Here is a 17061-nt window from a genome sequence, read left to right as displayed (position 1 = left end):
CCTTTCATAAACGTTGGATACGTTTGAGTTTACGGCTAATATCCCAGTGATAATCTGAAAATTGGATTTGAGGAACTATGAACTCTTTTTGCTGGGCCAAGAGTTGGAACTGTGCTAAAATTGCTGTCTCTACGTCCTCATCTCTTCGGCTTAAACAAACTTCCACTAATTTCTCGGAATGTTGCTTAACTTGGTAATCTCCTACATTCTCCACAAAGAGGATACAACGCCTGATAAAGTCTGGATAGATCGTTACCTGCCCGCCATTCTGCCCTTTAAAGTAGAAGATATCATCAGAGCGTCCTTCGACCTTGTCAATCCGTGTATAGTAGGAGCCACAGGGACAAGGCTCCGGATTTTCAACCAAGATATCATTGAGCTGGTAGCGATAAACAGGCTGACTGCTTCGTTTAAAGTCCGTAATCACTGGATAGAAACGGCGGTCATCTAGATACTGCTTTTCCACAAAGATAATGTCTTCGTTGAGATGCAGATTGCCAGCTGAGCAAGTGCAGGCTAAGAAACCTTCAGTCGCCTGATAAACTTGATCAATGATGGATAGTGAAAAGGCTTCTGCGATTCGTCCTCTATCACTATCTTCCAAGATTTCCGCCACCGAAACGATTTTTTGAGGATGAATGGCTAACTCTCCAGCCTTAAGACGCTTGCTCAATTCAATCAACATCGAGGCTGGCGCCACAATAATCGTTGGTTGATAGTTGTTGAGTCGCTCGATATGCTCATCTGTATGTTTGAAAATATCAAAATACTCTAGACGAATGAGCGCTGTATTGATGGTCTGATAGAGTTCATTATCAGCTCTCAGGAAAAAGGCGATGCGGTGTCCAAAAAGCTGCCCCTTGGGCAACATCTTTGCCAAGATAGCCGCAGCCCACATACTTCGCTCTTTCTCTGTTGTGATAAAGAGCCCCCGATGTCCAGACGTCCCTGAAGACAGACCGACGGCTACTTCCCCTTTAAGTTCAGTGAAGTCACGGGTCTTCTCACTTTCAATAGCTAAGGATAAGGCTTCATCACGATCCACTCCTTGGGTGTTGAGCTCATTGAAATGTTCCATCATAAAAGCCTTGTCCATATGGTCAAAGTTGCTAGGAACTCCATTTTTAAAGTAGGGCGACTCTCGCTTTAAAAAGTCTATATAGTTAGTTAATTGCTTTTTCTGATAGTTTTCTACAGCTTCTCGAGATTTGAAATGATGAAGCCATCGAGTTTGGATAAAGGTTTTAAGAAAGGTTATTTTTTTCATGTAAGATTGACTCTATCCTTTCTACAGGATCATGGCTAACAACTACCTCGATACCGTCCTTTAAGACTTCCTCCAGAAACTCTGTCCCCCTGATATAGTCAGACTTATTATCCTGAACAAAGGAAGGAATCAGGTGCATCTGCTTGGTGTAAGGTAAGAGATCAATTCCCCAACAGAGGTCCGCTGCAATGAGGAGATTAAGGTCTGGAAAATATAGACAGGCTTGCCCCCTAGCATGCCCGTCAACAGAGGCTACTAGGATACTGCCATCTCCAAAAAGATCACAAATTGGACGATAGGGAAAAGTTGAAACTTGCTGGTCAGCTCTGATAATGGTTAGATTTTTCTCAAAAGAAGCAGGTAAAAACTCCTTGAAAATCAAGTCTTTCAATTTGGGTTTTTGGTAGACTTCATATACTTCTTTTGTCAAGATAAAGGTTGCATGAGGAAAGAAACTAGCTCCTCCCAGATGATCTGGATGTAGGTGTGATAGAAGAACATAGTTAATTTCTTCTGGTTTGATTCCCTTCGCTTCCAGTAAACGTGAAATTTGGTCCTTCTCCGTCATTTGAACGGGCGTTCCTAGCCGATAGAAACCATAGCGAAGCCGGGTCTTAATATCGTAATGATAGCCTGTGTCATAGAGGAGATAGCCCTTGTCCCTGTGTTTGATAAGAAAAACACCTGCTGGAAAGGTCATCTTTTGATTCTTGACTCCCTTAAATAGCAAACCTGTGTAGCTGGTACAGTAGCCTGCTGGGAAATAATCAATGCTTTCGATAATCTTGGACATATTGTTCAATCCCTTCCGAAATACTGATTTGAGGGCGATACTCCAAGTCTCGCTCCGCCTTGCTGATGTCCAGCGTCTGACTATAACGGAGCAGATAATAGGTATAGCGTGTCAGAGGCGGTTCACCTTTGAGTTTCAAGACCTTATACAGAAACTCTAAACTACTAGCAATAACTGAAAGAAGAGGAGCTGGCACTTTTCTGTATGTTATTGGATAACCCAACTCTCTCAAGGTTTCTTCAATCAAATCCTTAAAGGTTCTTGATTCCCCATTGGTAATATTATAAACTTCGCCACTAGCTTGAGGAGTCTCTAGTGCCAAGCGAATTGCCAGAGCGACATTTTCCACACAGGTCATATCCATAAGCTGACGACCGTCTCCTATTAAGGGAATGCCAATCTTCTGACTGAGTTTGAGAACTCGGGGCAAAATACTGGTATCCCCAATCCCAAAAAGCCCACGAGGTCGTAAAATAATACTCGGAACATCGGGATAATCCTTAAACAGCTTCTCCGAAGCCAGCTTACTACGAATGTAGTTGTTCAGATTATTTTCCTGAGGCGCAGCACTTTCTTTGATAGCTAGCTGATCTCGAGGCGCAGCATAGATGCTAGGCGAGGACACATAAACCAAACGCTGAATACCAGCCTCTCGGCAAGCATCCAGAACATACTTGGTCCCTAAGACATTTGTCTGGTAGAAATCCTCCCAAGCACCCCAAACGGTAGAAAGAGCACCCGCATGCACAACCATGTCCATCCCCTGACAAGCCCGAGCTAAATCCTCTTGCTTGGTCAAATCTCCCTGAAAAAATACCACAGAGGAGTTCTCTAAAGACTGACCCACCTTGCGATTGCGTCCAAAAGCGCGTACCTGATAGCCCTGCTGACTGAGCTCTTCAACAACATACTTGCCTAGAAAGCCCGTAGCACCTGTTACCAATACTTTCTTCATTTTTTACTTCTCCTTGTCCCCTAAGAGCCGATGTATTTCGCTCTTCAGAATCTCTGTTGGCTGATAGATTTGAGCTGCACGACTAAGTTTGTTCAAGTCTGCCCAGTCATCTCTAGCCAACAACTCATCAAAGGCGCGTCCAATCGCTTCCGTATCCTCTCGTTTAGCAGTCAAGGCAATCCCTGCCTCTAATCCACGAACTGCATAGTCATACTGATCATAGTCATGGGGGAGAATCAAGGCAGGCTTACCATAGATGATACACTGGTAAAAAATACCCGCACCACCATGATGAATCACATAATCCATCTGAGGAATGTACTCCTTATAGGGAAGATAGGATACCACAGAAACATTGTCCATGAGCTCTTCACATTGGAAGTCTTGTCCGCCAAACCCCAGAGTCACAAAGAAGTGGCAATCTGGATGTGCTTCTGCCAATTGTTGTGTCTGATAGAGGAGATTGTCTTTAGCCCATGCTAGCTGAGTGCCACAGGAGACAAGGACCTTCTTATAACCTGCATAAGGAGACAAATCGAGTGGATAATTTTCTGACCTCTCAATCGAAGAGCCAAAAGGTCCCACCCAAAGGTAGTGCTCTGGAAAACCGCTTTTCAGCTCCAACTCTTTCATCCCAATTCCCAAGATGGAATAGGGTGAATAGATGGTTTCCTGACCTTTCTGATTGTAGAGCCTAAAATCGTAACGTTTCAATCGTTCTCTCAATAAAAAGCTTACGATTCGTTTCCCTAAACGAGTCCCTTTTCTTCCTAGCCATTGCAGACCAGATTGGAAAGATGTTTTTGGACTGCCCATTCCTCCAAAGAAACAAGGCGGTCCATCTGTCGTTTCAATGGCAAACTGTGTCGCCATCGTGGTAATCCAGGGAATGTTCAACTGTTCCGCAACAAGTCCTCCAGAGAGGGTTATAAAGTCCGCAATCACAATATCCGGTCTATTTTCCTGCCACTCTTGCACTAATTGATCTGAAACCACATTGATCAAATCAAGACTAGCTGACAACTGTCGATAAGCAGAAAACAGGTTTAATTGACCTTCATTGTTGGCTACACGCTCAAACTCATCTACACAATTTTCTAAAATGGGAATCACCCGGAATCCCATCTCCTCTGCTACAGTTTTTCGTTGCGGTCCTGTAAATAATCGAATCTCATACAAGGGATCCTTCAACAAGGGGGCAAGTAAATTCAGTGTTGGGAAGAGATGCCCACTCAAGGGAACTACAACCACATCAATTTTGATTTTTCTCATATGTCTAGGATAGCAAATTTTTAAAAAAAGAACTACCAAAATGATAGTTCTTTCCAATATTATTTATATTTTGAGGAACAAGTCCCGTCTACTCTACTTGATTTTTAGAAGAGTTCTTTGTAGAGAGCAATGGTTTCTTCTAAAGTTGGCATAAATGGATTGCCTGGCGCACATGCATCAATCAAAGCATTCTTAGAAAGGTAGTCAAAGTCAAAGTCTTTTTCTTGGATACCGAGTTCAGTGAGTTTCTTCGGAATACCAACAGTTTCAGAAAGTTTCTCAATCTCAGCGATAGCATAGTCAGCGCATTCTTGGTCTGTTTTCCCCTCCACATGGAGTCCCAAAGCCTTGGCTACATTGCGGAATGCTTCTGGTACACGCTTGGCATTTTCACGTTCTACAACTGGGAGAAGCATGGCACAGCAGACACCATGTGGCAAGTTATATACCGCACCGAGTTGGTGAGCCATAGAATGAACATAACCCAAACCAGCATTGTTAAAGCTCATACCACCGAGGAAGATGGCATTGACCATACCCTCACGCGCTTCAATATCTTGGCCATTTGCCACAGCACGAGGAAGATACTCCTTGATGAGTTCAATCGCTCCGATAGAAAGTTTCTTGGTCACATTATAAGCACCTGGTGTTACCAAGGCTTCGACAGCGTGAGTAAGAGCATCCATACCTGTCGCTGCTGTCAATCCTTTCGGCTTTGAAAGCATGAGTTCTGGATCATTGACAGAGATAAGGGCAAGGCTATTCTTATCAACCATTACCATCTTGACCTTGCGCTCTTCGTCAGTAATAACATAGTTAATGGTGATTTCTGCAGAAGTTCCAGCTGTTGTATTGATCGCAACCACTGGCAAGCCTTTTTTAGCAGACTTGTGGAGACCTTCGTAGTCCTGTGGTTTGCCACCATTTGTAGCAATGATAGAGATACAACTAGCCGCATCCTGAGGAGATCCTCCCCCAAGACTGATGATGAAGTCACATCCATGCTCTTTCAGGACAGCCACTCCGTCTGTGACGTTCTTGCAAGTCGGATTTGGCTCCACATCGCTAAAGATTACATATTCGATCCCTTCAGCATCTAACGGTTTTAGGACTTTGGGTAAAATATCACTACCTTCGATGAACTTATCTGTCACCAAAAGGGCCTTCTTATACCCCAGTTCCTTGATATACGGACCTACTTCATTTACAACACCTTTACCGATAAGGTTAACTGCCGGAACGTAAAATGTAGCCATATGCTTTTCCTCCTGCGCCTCTGCGCTAATTGATTATTTACTATAAGTATACGACCTTATAAGAAGTTTTACAAACATTTGTAAGCGTTTTAAGTAAAAAGTTAGTAAAGAACACCCAACCCTTTTTTCAAGAAAAAAGCTCCAAAAAGATAGCTTTCATCTCATTGGAACTTTTACTTAATCATTATTGCTTAGTTAATACCTCTCGGTCAGATGCCTCTCGGTCCATATCATCGATAATCAATTGATTACCATTAACCGTGTAAATTTTGACATCATCACCGATAATGACACGTTGATTTTCTGGCTCAAAGCTGACTTGCTTGATTTCCTTATCTCCATCTGGCTCGACCTCAGTCCATGTACCAGTTTTACCTGTTACAACAAGAGTGATTTGGTCATTCTCATCCTTTCCAGTATAGGTACCATCGATATTCGTAGGTTGAGCTACAGTAGTGTCCTGACTTGAGGATGCCTGCGGTTGACTAGCACTTGTCGTAGCGCTAGAAGATGATTCTTGTTGAGTAGATGATTGCTGAGCAGATTGCTGGGTAGGGGCTTGTGCCTTAGGTCCACAAGCTGCTAAAAGACTAAGAATTGCTAGGGAAGCAATAGAAAGTGTGAATGTTTTCGTTTTCATAGCGATTTCCTTTCTTTTGTGCCAATGTTTTGCTGGAATCGTTTCCAGATATACATCCTACCTACAGTATAGCAACATAAACCTAGAAGGTCAACTAATCTCGTCGCTTCCTACCAAACTCGCTCGGACTTCTGAGATAAAGTAGAGTGAACCCGTCACGAAAAGCAGGTCCTGGCCATTGGCCTTATCTTCAAATTCTCTGATAAAATCGCCATAGGAAGAAATCAAATCGTAAGCTACCACATCCTTTTCATCCAGAGAGCCTTGGTAGTCAAAGCCTGTTATCTTAAGTTCCACCTCAGGCAACTGCTTAGATAGATAGCCTAGCATCCCCTGATAATCCTTGCGTTTAAGGGCGCCAAAAAGAATGCGAATTTGATAACCTTGCTGGATTTTCCCTTGGATAAACTCAACTAGACGAGTCAAGGCTGGCAGATTGTGAGCCCCATCTAGGTAGATTTGCGGACGAATCCGTTCCAATCGACCTGCCCAGTGGGTCTCTTGCAAGGCCCGTCTGACAAGCACTTCTTCGACCCTTTCACCTCTTGACGCCATAAACAGAAGAAAAGTTTCCAAAGCCAAGGCAGCATTTTCTTGCTGATAAACACCTTCCAAACTGATTTCAAGTTGTGAAAAACTCGCTAGGCTACTTGAAAAATCCCCAGCATTCAAGGAGAAGTCTCGCCCAGCTTGATAGAGATCCACAGTTAACTCTCTTGCTGTATTTTGACAGACAAGCTCCGCTTCTGGAGTAAGCTTGGCAATGACCGCCTTCTTGCCAGCCTTGAAAATGCCAGCTTTCTGCTCGGCTATTTCCTCCAGATTATCGCCCAAGGTCTCCTGATGATCTAGCCCAATGGAAGTAATAACTGCAATCTCTCCTGTTACGACATTAGTAGTATCAAGTAGACCACCTATCCCCACTTCTAGCAAAACCAAATCCACTCCCTGCTCTTTAAAGTAAAGCAAGGCAATCAAGGTCAACAACTCAAAGAAAGACAATTGATCATGCGTTTCTAAGAGAGTTTTCTCCATCTCTTTGACTTGGTTAGCTATACGGACAAAGTCTTCCTCCGCGATCGGTTGTCCATTGATACAGATTCGATCATGGATACTGATGATATGAGGAGAGGTAAAAGTACCAACTTTTTTACCATGAGCAACAAACAGCTCCCTCATAAAAGCAATAGTTGACCCTTTACCGTTAGTCCCTGTTACATGGATAATAGGATATGTCTTCTCAGGATTCCCCAACAAATCCACCGCTCGTTGCATTCGTCCAAGTCCAGATCTAAAGTTTAAACCAATCCGACTATGAAGCCATTCTTCTACTTCAAACATACATGTCTCCTTAACAAAAGTCCAATCAACTACCGCATCAAAGTATGATTACAAATAAAAAGCGAGGTCGGGACTAAAATCCCGACCTCTTACCTGGTTAGCTAATCACTAGCTACTATGAATTTCAACGTGGGCTAAAAACGTCCACCGGACGTTCCTGCGTTTCTAATTTCTGGCGCAGGGCTAAAAACATCCACCGGATGTTCCAACTCTTTCTAGTTTCTAGGAGTTGGGGTGATACAGTCTCCCAGACTGTATCACTCCTCCATAAAGCTGTTGAAGACTTCTTCAATCATGTTCCATTCGTCTTCTGAGTCTTCTGGGATTGGTTGCAATTCGCCTTCTGTTCCGTCTTCATTTTCGATGAATGAGTAAGCTTGGATTTCAACTTCACCATTTTCATCTTCTTCTGCGTTAACTGGCACTAGCAGAACATAGTTTTTACCAAATTCTTCTTTTCCATCAATGGTCAAAAGGATTTCAAATAAAGTTTCATTTCCTTGTTCATCAACAAGTGTAATCAATTCACGTTCTTCGTGATCATGGTTGTGATCGTGTGACATAGTTTCTCCTCTGTCTTAAAATTTTCTATCTAAATAATTTTGCAAAATCAGCTGGGCAGCCAACTTATCAATAACTTTCTTGCGTTTGTTACGACTGATATCTGCTTGTTCAATCAACATACGCTCCGCAGCGACGGTCGTCAAACGCTCATCTTGATAGTCTACTGGTAAACCAAAAAGTTCCTCTAATTTTGCTCCGTAGGCTTGACTGGCTTCTACTCGTGGACCGCTGGTATTGTTCATGTTTTTTGGCAGACCTACTACAAAGCGTTCTACCTTATAGCTGTCAACCAATTCCTTGATGCGGTCAAAACCAAACTGGCCCTGATCCTCATTAATCTGGATGATTTCAAGTCCCTGAGCGGTGAAGCCTAGTGGATCACTAATCGCCACCCCTACTGTTTTTGAACCGACGTCCAATCCCATAATTCTCATAGATTATAGATCGACTCCTTGTCCTTTAAGGTAGTAGCGTACCAATTCTTCAACAATTTCATCACGCTCATACTTACGGATTTGATTTCGTGCATTGTTGTAACGAGGAACGTAGGCAGGGTCTCCACTCAATACATAACCGACGATCTGGTTAATCGGATTGTAGCCCTTGTCATTCAAAGAAGCATAAACATCTGTCAATGTTTCGCTAATTTCTTTCTTATTGGAATCATCCAATTTAAACCGTACAGTTTCTTCAGTAAATCCCATTCTAACACCCTCTTTCCTTAGAATAGTACTATTATAGCACATTCCCTGACGTTCTACAAATAAGTCCGTCTATTAATTTGGATTTTCTATTGTTCTGTCGCCCCATTTGCCACTCTATCTGCAATATATTGGCTAGGTTCGTTTTTTAAGAGATTTTCCAGGCCGATATTTTTTAAATATTCTATCTGAGATGCCTTTTTGACATCCAATACTTGAAAATCATAAGTCGTTGTAGTCTGGATTTCTGTCTCGCTGAGTAGCTTGGTTTCCAGTGTAAATCCTGCTAGTTTGCGTGCCTCTTGGATGGTCTCATCCTTTTCTTCTGCCTCTAAGAGTGCTTTTTGCGTTTCCTCTAGACCATTTTCAGAGATAAAGGTCTTGAGTTCATCCCCGACAGGTCGTTTTTGCTGGATGGTCAAGGTTAAAAACTGATTGCCTTTATAAGTAATCGTTTGAGTCTGTTGCGTTCCATTTTCTGACTTCGGCATCAACAGGGTCTTGGTGACAACCGTATTCTTTTCGGCATTGTCCAAAACGGGAAGGTTTGATTGGAGAGGTTCAGATGCTGTTGTGGAAGCAGCAGGAGTTTCCTTTTTTTGCCCACATCCCGCAAGCAAAAAGAGGAGAGCAAAACTAGCAATTAGTAACTTTTTCATAATTCCTCACATGATTTTAAAACAAAAGAGCAAACAAGGCCAGGAGTCACTCCCAGCCTTGATGTTTTATAGAGCTGCACGTAGACGTGCTTCTGCATTTTCTACATTACGGACAGAGCGTGGCAAGAAGGCACGGATATCATCTTCTTTATAGCCGACTTGTAGGCGCTTCTCGTCAACGAGAATCGGACTCTTTAAGATCCGTGGTGTTTCCATGATTAAGTTGAGCACTTCATTGACACTCAAATCCTCGATGTCAACTCCAAGTGCCTTAGCGTAGCGGTTTTTTGACGAAACGATACTGGCAATTCCATTATCTGTTTTCGTGAGAATATCTAATAACTCTTCTCTTGTAATTCCTTCTTTACCGAGATTTTGTTCTTTATAACTTAACTGGTGGGCATTGAGCCAGGTTTTCGCTTTTTTACAGCTAGTACAACTTGAGACTGTATAAATTTTGATCATGTACCTACCCCTTTCGCTACATGTTACTATCAGTTTAGTCTATTATACCATAAAAAACATCCGACTTGCGACCTATTTTTAAAAAAATTTAACTTTTTTCGCGATTTTCGTACTTTTTTCTTGACAAAATCAATTTATAACCAACTTTTAAATTTTTTGATATACAATCGTTTCACAACTGTAACACTTATCATATAGAGAACGATAATCAAAAGCAAAAAGAGGAAATAAATTGGTTCCAAAGGGGTTAAATGAAGTAGGCTAGCAATTGAAGAGTAGGGAAGGAAGGTCACAAAACTAGCTGCTAGCAAGGTTGTCCCAAGAACAAACCATGATGGACGGCTTTGTAAGAAAGGAAGTTTTGCTGAACGAAGCATATGGATAACCATGGTTTGGGACCACATGGATTCAATGAACCAACCTGTCTGGAACAAGATGATAAAGCCTGTTGCAGACTCTGCTCCGTGAGCATAAGCTTGACCTGTCGCCATTGGGACAATGACAAAATAGAGCAAGATAAAAGTCAAAATGTCAAAGGCAGACGAAATCGGACCCATCCAAATCATAAAGCGAGTAATAGACTTGGCTTCCCACTTATGAGGATGCTTCAAAAAGTCTTCATCCACATTATCAAATGGCAAGGCAATGCAAGAAAGGTCGTAGACGAGGTTTAAGACAATCAAGTGAATCGGAGCCATTGGCAGGAAAGGTAAAAAGATACCAGACACTAACAGAGAGAAAATGTTCCCGAAATTAGAGCTGACCGTCATCTTGATATATTTAGTCATATTAGCATAGACTTTGCGTCCTTCAACCAGCCCTTTTTCAAGCACCATCAAATCCTTATCTAGCAAAATGACATCAGCCGTCTCTTTGGCAATATCTACTGCTGTATCAACAGAAATCCCCACATCTGCTACTTTCATTGAAGGGGCATCATTGATCCCATCTCCCATATAGCCGACACAATGTCCATTCGATTTGATTTGTAAAATGATTCGTGCTTTTTGATCCGGAGAGAGTTTGGCAAAGACCGTCACTTTCTCAACTACTTGGGCTAACTCTTCGTCCGTCATGGCGTCAATATCAGAACCCAACAAGATTTGATCAACGTCTAGACCAACTTTTTCGCAAACTGCTTGAGTTACCTTTTCATTGTCTCCCGTCAAGATCTTTGTTTGAACACCGTGTTCTAACAATGCTTGGATAGCAGGTGCTGCAGATGGTTTTGGTGGATCTAGAAAGGCAAGATAGCCTGTTAGAATCATCTCTTTTTCATCTTCAACGGAGTAAGCAAAACCTTCTTTTAGGCCTGTTTTATAGGCAACTCCCAAGACTCGCAATCCCTGTTGATTAAGTTGATCTACTTCTTTTAAGATTTCCACTCGGATATCATCCGTCAAAGGACTAATCTGACCTTGATATTCCACATGGGTTGAAATCGCAAGCATTTCCTCTAGAGCACCCTTGGTTACCAAACTAACAACTTCGTTCTCATCCTTGACGATGACACTCATCCGTCTGCGTTCAAAATCAAAGGGCAATTCATCTATTTTTTGGAAGCTAGTATCCAAATTTTGTAGAATAGCGTGTTCTTTAGCTTCTTTTTCAGTTCTACTGATGATGGCACGGTCCATCAAGTTCTTCAAACCGGTTTGAAAATAGGAATTGAGATAAGCCCGTCTCAACACAGACAAATCCAAATCTCCATGTATATCCAAAGGATATTCCAGGACAATTTCGTCTTGGGTAAGGGTTCCGGTTTTATCCGTGCATAGGATATCAATAGCACCTAAATCTTGTATGGCATTGAGTTTCTTGATAACCACTTTTTCCTTGGCCATGATAATGGAGCCTTTTGCTAGACTGGCCGTGATGATCATAGGAAGCATCTCAGGTGTCAATCCAACACCAACACTCAGTGCAAACACACCTGCTTCCAGCCAGTCGCCATCTGTCAAGCCATTGGAGAGAAACACGATGGGAACCATGACTAACATCAAACGGATTAAGAGCCAAGAGATGCTGTTCATCTCCCGTTCAAAAGAGGTCGGTTCGTCATAGGTATTGAGAGTCTGCTCGATTTCTCCCATCATGGTGTCATCACCGACCGCTAGAATCAAAGCCTTAGCGCTTCCTGATATCACATTGGTTCCCATAAAAGCGAGCGCTTCTGCTTCTAGCAGACTATCAAAATTTGACTGACTCATTTTTGACAAGGCTAGTTTTTCAACCGAGTCACTTTCACCTGTCAAACCAGACTGTTGAACAAAGAAATCACGTGATTCAATTAAAAGGAGATCTGCTGGTATCATATCCCCAGCACTTAATTTGACTATATCTCCAACGACCAAATCTTCAATTGCGACCTCTAAACTCTGGCCTTCGCGGATAACTGTGGCTGTATTCACAATCATTTTTGATAGATTGGTCGCAGCCTTGTCACTCCGCAGTTCTTGGACAAAGCGTATGCCACCAGAGATTAGAACGAGAACGACGATGATGATAGAGGTCGTCGGATCTTCTTGTCCAGGCTTCGCCAACCAGACATTGGTCACCATGGAAATCATAGCGATGACCAGCAGGATGATTGTAAATGGATTGATGATGGATTCGTAAATCTTTTTGAGGATACTGTCTTCTTGACCCTTGGTGATGGTGTTTTCGCCATATAGGTCACGATTTTTCTCCACCTGCTCCTCAGTCAAGCCTGTTAGACTTGTCTTATAAAAAGATAGAGTTTCGTTTAAGGGTGTGTGAATAGCTGTTGCTAATCTTTCTTTTGTAGTTTTCATTGGTTTCTCCTATCTGTATGAATGATGTGTTTCATACACAGAGACCAATCACTTTATAAGGGCAGAACGACACAAATCAGCGATTGGCTGTGTATGTGCGGTTCTGGATGATCGTCAATTTGCATCGTTTGTCTCCTTTCCTTGTTCTAAAACAGTAGAAAATCCCACCATAAAATGGCAGGATTAAAAAACTAATTATCTGTTTTTTCGTTCAAGCTTTAACTCCATAGGGCGATGTAATGAGCTTAGTCTTGGCCTTCGCGACCAGGACTGTTGACCAACGAGTAGTGTCTCCACTGCTTTGCGGTAGTCATCCGTATCCCTATGGTAGCCTCACCTACCGTTTTCGTCTATCAGTATAAACCTTTAAAATATAAAAGTCAACGATTTATCATAATTTTCTTAAATAACAATTAATTCCTTCGGCGCTAGAGTCAACAATTCGCAACCGTTATCTGTAATTAAGATATCATCTTCGATACGAACCCCGTATTTACCTTCAATATAGATACCCGGTTCATCAGTCAAGACCATACCAGATTTAATGACTTCTTTGGAAGTTTGACTAAAGTAAGGTTCTTCGTGGATGTCCAGTCCGATACCGTGTCCGATACCATGTGTAAAGTATTCTCCATAGCCTGCTTCCACAATGATATCACGAGGAATTTTGTCAAAGTCACGGAAACCTAGACCTGCCTTGGCTTGGTCAATCAGAGTTTGGTTGGCTTTCAAAACTGTGTTGTAGATTTCTGCTTGCTCGTCACTGACATGGCCTAGATAAATGGTCCGTGTCATATCGCTGACATAGTGGTCGTAGAGACAGCCGAAGTCCATGGTGATGGCTTCGCCTAGTTCTACTGGCTTGTGCATTGGGTGGGCGTGAGGTTTAGAAGAGTTGATACCACTTGCTAAAATGGTATCAAAAGACAAGCCTGCTGCTCCTAGCTCCCGCATGCGGAAATCAAGGAAGTTGGCAATTTCAATCTCAGTTTTTCCTGGTTTGATAAAGTCAAGTGCATCTCGGAAAGCTTGGTCTGAGATAGAACAAGCCTTGCGAATAGTCGCAATCTCTTTCTCATCTTTAATCATACGAAGCGCTTCTACAAACTGAGTCTGCGGAAGCAAGTCGATTCCTGCAAAAGCTGCCTGCATACGGTGGTAATAAGAGACCGAAATCTCGTCCTCAAAACCGATGCGAGACAAGCCCATATCCTTAACGATGCCTGCAATAACAGCCAATTCGTCACGATCAGCCACAATTTCAAAACCTGTTACTTCTTGCTTAGCTGCAATGATATAGCGAGAGTCTGTCACCAAAACCTGACGGTCATGGCTGATAAAGACTGTTCCATTTGAACCCCAAAAACCAGTCAAATAATAGACGTTTTTAAGGTTGTTGATGATGATACCATCTAGTTCTTTTTCTTGCATTTTAGCTAGAAATGCTTGCACACGTTTATTCATGATGTAACTTTCCTTTCAAATAGTGTCCTGTGTAGCTGGCTTCATTGGCCGCTACTTCTTCTGGGGTTCCTGTTGCGATGATGGTTCCACCACCGACACCGCCCTCAGGCCCCAAGTCAATGATATGGTCTGCAGTCTTGATGACATCCAGATTGTGCTCGATGACGAGGACTGTATTTCCATCGTCGACAAAGCGAGCTAAGACTTTAAGCAAGCGAGCGATGTCCTCAGTATGAAGCCCTGTCGTTGGCTCATCCAGAATGTAGAAGGATTTTCCAGTCGAGCGTTTGTGGAGTTCACTAGCCAACTTCATACGCTGGGCTTCTCCCCCAGAAAGGGTGGTAGCCGGTTGACCTAGCGTTACATAGCCCAGTCCTACATCCTTGATGGTCTGGAGTTTGCGTTGAATCTTAGGAATGTGTTGGAAGAATTCCACCGCATCGTTGACGGTCATATCTAAAACTTGCGAGATATTCTTTTCCTTGTAGTGAACTTCTAGGGTTTCACTGTTGTAGCGGGTTCCGTGGCAAACTTCACAAGCAACGTAAACATCTGGCAAGAAGTGCATCTCAATCTTGATAATCCCGTCACCTGAGCAGGCTTCGCAACGACCACCCTTGACGTTGAAACTGAAACGGCCCTTCTTATAGCCTCGAATCTTAGCTTCATTTGTCTGGGCAAAGAGGTCACGTATATCGTCAAAAACTCCCGTATAGGTGGCAGGATTGGACCTTGGTGTCCGTCCGATTGGACTCTGGTCAATATCAATCAGACGATCGACATGCTCAATCCCCGTAATCGTTTTAAACTTACCAGGTTTGTCTGAATTGCGGTTGAGCTTCTGGGCAATGGCTTTTTTGAGGATGCTGTTGATCAAGGTCGACTTTCCTGAGCCTGACACCCCTGTCACTGCGATGAATTTTCCTAATGGGAAGCGGGCCGTGACATTTTGTAAGTTGTTCTCACGCGCTCCTGTCACTTCGATAAAGCGACCATTTCCGGCACGGCGCTCTTCTGGTACTGGAATGGCACGTTTACCTGACAAGTACTGGCCTGTAATAGACTTACTGTTACGGGCCACCTGCTTGGGTGTTCCTGCAGCAACAATCTCGCCACCAAAAACACCGGCACCTGGACCAACGTCAATCAGATAATCCGCCTCACGCATAGTATCTTCGTCATGTTCCACTACGATAAGAGTATTGCCCAAATCACGCATTTTTTTCAAGCTAGCAATCAGGCGGTCATTATCCCTCTGGTGGAGTCCAATCGACGGCTCATCCAGGATATAAAGAACACCTGATAAGTTGGAACCAATCTGAGTCGCCAAGCGAATTCGCTGACTCTCCCCACCTGACAGGGTTCCTGCCGAACGTGACAGCGTCAAATAGTTAAGTCCCACGTTATTGAGGAAGGTCAAGCGATCCTTGATTTCCTTGAGAATGGGACGAGCAATAATGGCTTCATTTTCAGACAAGGTCAACTGGCTCACCAACTCCAAATGGTCTGCGATAGACAAATCTGAGATTTCACCGATATGTGGCCCTTGCTCACCACCCACACGAACAGACAAGGCCTGATCGTTGAGACGATAGCCGTGACAAGTTCCGCAGGTCAGCTCATTCATGTAGAGACGCATCTGGGTACGGGTGTAGTCACTATTAGTTTCATGGTAACGGCGCTTGATATTATTGACAACTCCCTCAAAAGGAACGTCGATATCGCGCACACCGCCAAATTCATTTTCATAGTGGAAATGGAATTCCTTGCCATCTGAGCCATAGAGAATCAAGTTTTTATCTTCTTCTGACAAGTCCTCAAAAGGCTTATCCATATCCACTCCAAAGGCTGTCATGGCCTGCTCTAGCATATTTGGATAGTAGTTGGATGAGATAGGATTCCAAGGTGCTAATGCTCCCTCACGCAAAGTTTTGCTGGTATCAGGAACCACCAAGTCAACATCCACCTCCAGCTTGATGCCCAAACCATCACACTCACTACACGAGCCAAACGGGGCATTGAAGGAGAAGAGACGAGGCTCTAACTCTGGTACTGTAAAACCACAAACTGGACAGGCATAATGCTCAGAAAAGAGCAACTCAGAATCGTCCATAGTGTCGATAATGACATAACCTTCTGCGATACGAAGGGCAGCCTCAATGGAATCAAAGAGACGGCTACGAATGCCCTCCTTGATGACAATACGGTCGACCACGACATCGATATTGTGTTGCTTGCTCTTCGACAACTCTGGCACTTCGGTCACATCATAAACTTCCCCATCCACACGGACGCGGACATAACCGTCTTTCTGAATCTTTTCAATGACGCTCTTGTGTTGCCCTTTTTTCTTACGAATGACAGGAGCTAAGATTTGCAGACGTTGGCGTTCTGGCAATTCCAAAACCTTATCTACGATCTGCTCCACAGAAGAAGCCTTGATAGCCCCATGCCCGTTGATACAGTAAGGCGTCCCCACACGTGCGTAGAGGAGACGCAAATAATCATTGATTTCAGTCGTCGTTCCAACGGTCGAGCGCGGGTTTTTGCTAGTCGTTTTTTGGTCGATGGAAATAGCTGGGCTGAGACCATCAATAGCATCCACATCTGGTTTTTCCATATTGCCCAAAAACTGGCGAGCGTAGGCTGACAAACTTTCCACATAACGACGTTGGCCCTCAGCATAGAGGGTATCAAAGGCCAGACTGGATTTCCCAGACCCTGACAAACCAGTCACAACAACCAGCTTGTCTCTTGGAATCTCCACATCAATATTTTTTAAGTTATGGGCACGCGCCCCATGAATCACAATTTTATCTTGCATCTTTGTTCTTTCTAGTCCATTATTGCTTTCCATTATACCAAAAAATGTGAAATTCTATTACCCAA

Annotated in this window: 15 protein-coding genes and 1 riboswitch; all 15 genes read right to left on the bottom strand. The window is 43.2% G+C overall.

Annotation, left to right across the window (positions count from 1 at the left end; all coding sequences use genetic code 11):
* Window positions 1-4: 4 nt before the first annotated feature.
* Window positions 5-1267 carry a F390 synthetase-related protein gene (locus HMPREF2885_RS00820; RefSeq protein WP_049500468.1) on the bottom strand — a complete coding sequence of 421 codons (1263 nt, stop codon included), beginning with the start codon at window positions 1265-1267 and terminating at the stop codon, window positions 5-7.
* Complete coding sequence (locus HMPREF2885_RS00815; protein WP_049500470.1) at window positions 1245-2060, bottom strand: MBL fold metallo-hydrolase; 816 nt, start codon at window positions 2058-2060, stop codon at window positions 1245-1247. The genes HMPREF2885_RS00820 and HMPREF2885_RS00815 overlap by 23 nt, the downstream gene beginning before the upstream one ends.
* The gene (locus HMPREF2885_RS00810; RefSeq protein ID WP_070656863.1) at window positions 2035-3015 is read right to left on the bottom strand and encodes an NAD-dependent epimerase/dehydratase family protein; all 981 of its coding nucleotides are present in this window, start codon (window positions 3013-3015) and stop codon (window positions 2035-2037) included. Before HMPREF2885_RS00810 ends, HMPREF2885_RS00815 begins: the two co-directional genes overlap by 26 nt.
* Before the next feature lie 3 nt (window positions 3016-3018).
* The gene (locus tag HMPREF2885_RS00805; protein WP_070656885.1) at window positions 3019-4287 is read right to left on the bottom strand and encodes a glycosyltransferase; all 1269 of its coding nucleotides are present in this window, start codon (window positions 4285-4287) and stop codon (window positions 3019-3021) included.
* Between the two features lie 104 nt (window positions 4288-4391).
* Complete coding sequence (locus tag HMPREF2885_RS00800) at window positions 4392-5543, bottom strand: iron-containing alcohol dehydrogenase (protein ID WP_000190390.1); 1152 nt, start codon at window positions 5541-5543, stop codon at window positions 4392-4394.
* 184 nt (window positions 5544-5727) lie between these two features.
* Window positions 5728-6183 (bottom strand): SP_0198 family lipoprotein, encoded by a 456-nt coding sequence (locus HMPREF2885_RS00795; protein ID WP_000853132.1) that lies wholly within the window; start codon window positions 6181-6183, stop codon window positions 5728-5730.
* A gap of 90 nt (window positions 6184-6273) precedes the next feature.
* Window positions 6274-7524: a bifunctional folylpolyglutamate synthase/dihydrofolate synthase gene (locus HMPREF2885_RS00790; protein ID WP_049500300.1), complete on the bottom strand. Its 1251-nt coding sequence runs from the start codon at window positions 7522-7524 to the stop codon at window positions 6274-6276.
* A 257-nt stretch (window positions 7525-7781) separates the two neighbouring features.
* Complete coding sequence (locus HMPREF2885_RS00785; protein ID WP_000017624.1) at window positions 7782-8087, bottom strand: DUF1292 domain-containing protein; 306 nt, start codon at window positions 8085-8087, stop codon at window positions 7782-7784.
* Window positions 8088-8102: 15 nt separating this feature from the next.
* A complete protein-coding gene (gene ruvX, locus HMPREF2885_RS00780) occupies window positions 8103-8522 on the bottom strand; it encodes a Holliday junction resolvase RuvX (RefSeq protein ID WP_002876031.1) in 420 nt (139 codons plus the stop codon).
* A 3-nt stretch (window positions 8523-8525) separates the two neighbouring features.
* Window positions 8526-8792: an IreB family regulatory phosphoprotein gene (locus HMPREF2885_RS00775; RefSeq protein WP_000507059.1), complete on the bottom strand. Its 267-nt coding sequence runs from the start codon at window positions 8790-8792 to the stop codon at window positions 8526-8528.
* An 86-nt stretch (window positions 8793-8878) separates the two neighbouring features.
* Window positions 8879-9448 (bottom strand): SP0191 family lipoprotein, encoded by a 570-nt coding sequence (locus tag HMPREF2885_RS00770; RefSeq protein ID WP_049519229.1) that lies wholly within the window; start codon window positions 9446-9448, stop codon window positions 8879-8881.
* Between the two features lie 66 nt (window positions 9449-9514).
* Entirely contained in the window at window positions 9515-9913 is a 399-nt protein-coding gene (spx, locus tag HMPREF2885_RS00765; RefSeq protein ID WP_000591165.1) for a transcriptional regulator Spx, read from the bottom strand.
* 134 nt (window positions 9914-10047) lie between these two features.
* A complete protein-coding gene (gene mgtA, locus HMPREF2885_RS00760; protein WP_070656862.1) occupies window positions 10048-12708 on the bottom strand; it encodes a magnesium-translocating P-type ATPase in 2661 nt (886 codons plus the stop codon).
* 195 nt (window positions 12709-12903) lie between these two features.
* Window positions 12904-13055, bottom strand: a riboswitch (M-box (ykoK) riboswitch).
* 55 nt (window positions 13056-13110) lie between these two features.
* Entirely contained in the window at window positions 13111-14172 is a 1062-nt protein-coding gene (locus HMPREF2885_RS00755; RefSeq protein ID WP_001042837.1) for a M24 family metallopeptidase, read from the bottom strand.
* Window positions 14165-16996 (bottom strand): excinuclease ABC subunit UvrA, encoded by a 2832-nt coding sequence (gene uvrA, locus HMPREF2885_RS00750; RefSeq protein ID WP_001152858.1) that lies wholly within the window; start codon window positions 16994-16996, stop codon window positions 14165-14167. The genes HMPREF2885_RS00755 and uvrA overlap by 8 nt, the downstream gene beginning before the upstream one ends.
* Between the last annotated feature and the right edge of the window lie 65 nt (window positions 16997-17061).

It is taken from the genome of Streptococcus sp. HMSC062H02 (assembly GCF_001813005.1).
Classification (GTDB): domain Bacteria; phylum Bacillota; class Bacilli; order Lactobacillales; family Streptococcaceae; genus Streptococcus; species Streptococcus oralis_S.
The sequence above is the reverse complement of the archived record's forward strand: the minus strand, read 5'-3'. Positions and strand labels throughout refer to the sequence as shown.

Bases quoted from the DNA above. Each gene is read 5' to 3' on its own strand.
- HMPREF2885_RS00820 (WP_049500468.1), bottom strand. From the start codon at position 1,267: ATGAAAAAAATAACCTTTCTTAAAACCTTTATCCAAACTCGATGGCTT.
- HMPREF2885_RS00815 (WP_049500470.1), bottom strand. From the start codon at position 2,060: ATGTCCAAGATTATCGAAAGCATTGATTATTTCCCAGCAGGCTACTGT.
- HMPREF2885_RS00810 (WP_070656863.1), bottom strand. From the start codon at position 3,015: ATGAAGAAAGTATTGGTAACAGGTGCTACGGGCTTTCTAGGCAAGTAT.
- HMPREF2885_RS00805 (WP_070656885.1), bottom strand. From the start codon at position 4,287: ATGAGAAAAATCAAAATTGATGTGGTTGTAGTTCCCTTGAGTGGGCAT.
- HMPREF2885_RS00800 (WP_000190390.1), bottom strand. From the start codon at position 5,543: ATGGCTACATTTTACGTTCCGGCAGTTAACCTTATCGGTAAAGGTGTT.
- HMPREF2885_RS00795 (WP_000853132.1), bottom strand. From the start codon at position 6,183: ATGAAAACGAAAACATTCACACTTTCTATTGCTTCCCTAGCAATTCTT.
- HMPREF2885_RS00790 (WP_049500300.1), bottom strand. From the start codon at position 7,524: ATGTTTGAAGTAGAAGAATGGCTTCATAGTCGGATTGGTTTAAACTTT.
- HMPREF2885_RS00785 (WP_000017624.1), bottom strand. From the start codon at position 8,087: ATGTCACACGATCACAACCATGATCACGAAGAACGTGAATTGATTACA.
- ruvX (WP_002876031.1), bottom strand. From the start codon at position 8,522: ATGAGAATTATGGGATTGGACGTCGGTTCAAAAACAGTAGGGGTGGCG.
- HMPREF2885_RS00775 (WP_000507059.1), bottom strand. From the start codon at position 8,792: ATGGGATTTACTGAAGAAACTGTACGGTTTAAATTGGATGATTCCAAT.
- HMPREF2885_RS00770 (WP_049519229.1), bottom strand. From the start codon at position 9,448: ATGAAAAAGTTACTAATTGCTAGTTTTGCTCTCCTCTTTTTGCTTGCG.
- spx (WP_000591165.1), bottom strand. From the start codon at position 9,913: ATGATCAAAATTTATACAGTCTCAAGTTGTACTAGCTGTAAAAAAGCG.
- mgtA (WP_070656862.1), bottom strand. From the start codon at position 12,708: ATGAAAACTACAAAAGAAAGATTAGCAACAGCTATTCACACACCCTTA.
- HMPREF2885_RS00755 (WP_001042837.1), bottom strand. From the start codon at position 14,172: ATGAATAAACGTGTGCAAGCATTTCTAGCTAAAATGCAAGAAAAAGAA.
- uvrA (WP_001152858.1), bottom strand. From the start codon at position 16,996: ATGCAAGATAAAATTGTGATTCATGGGGCGCGTGCCCATAACTTAAAA.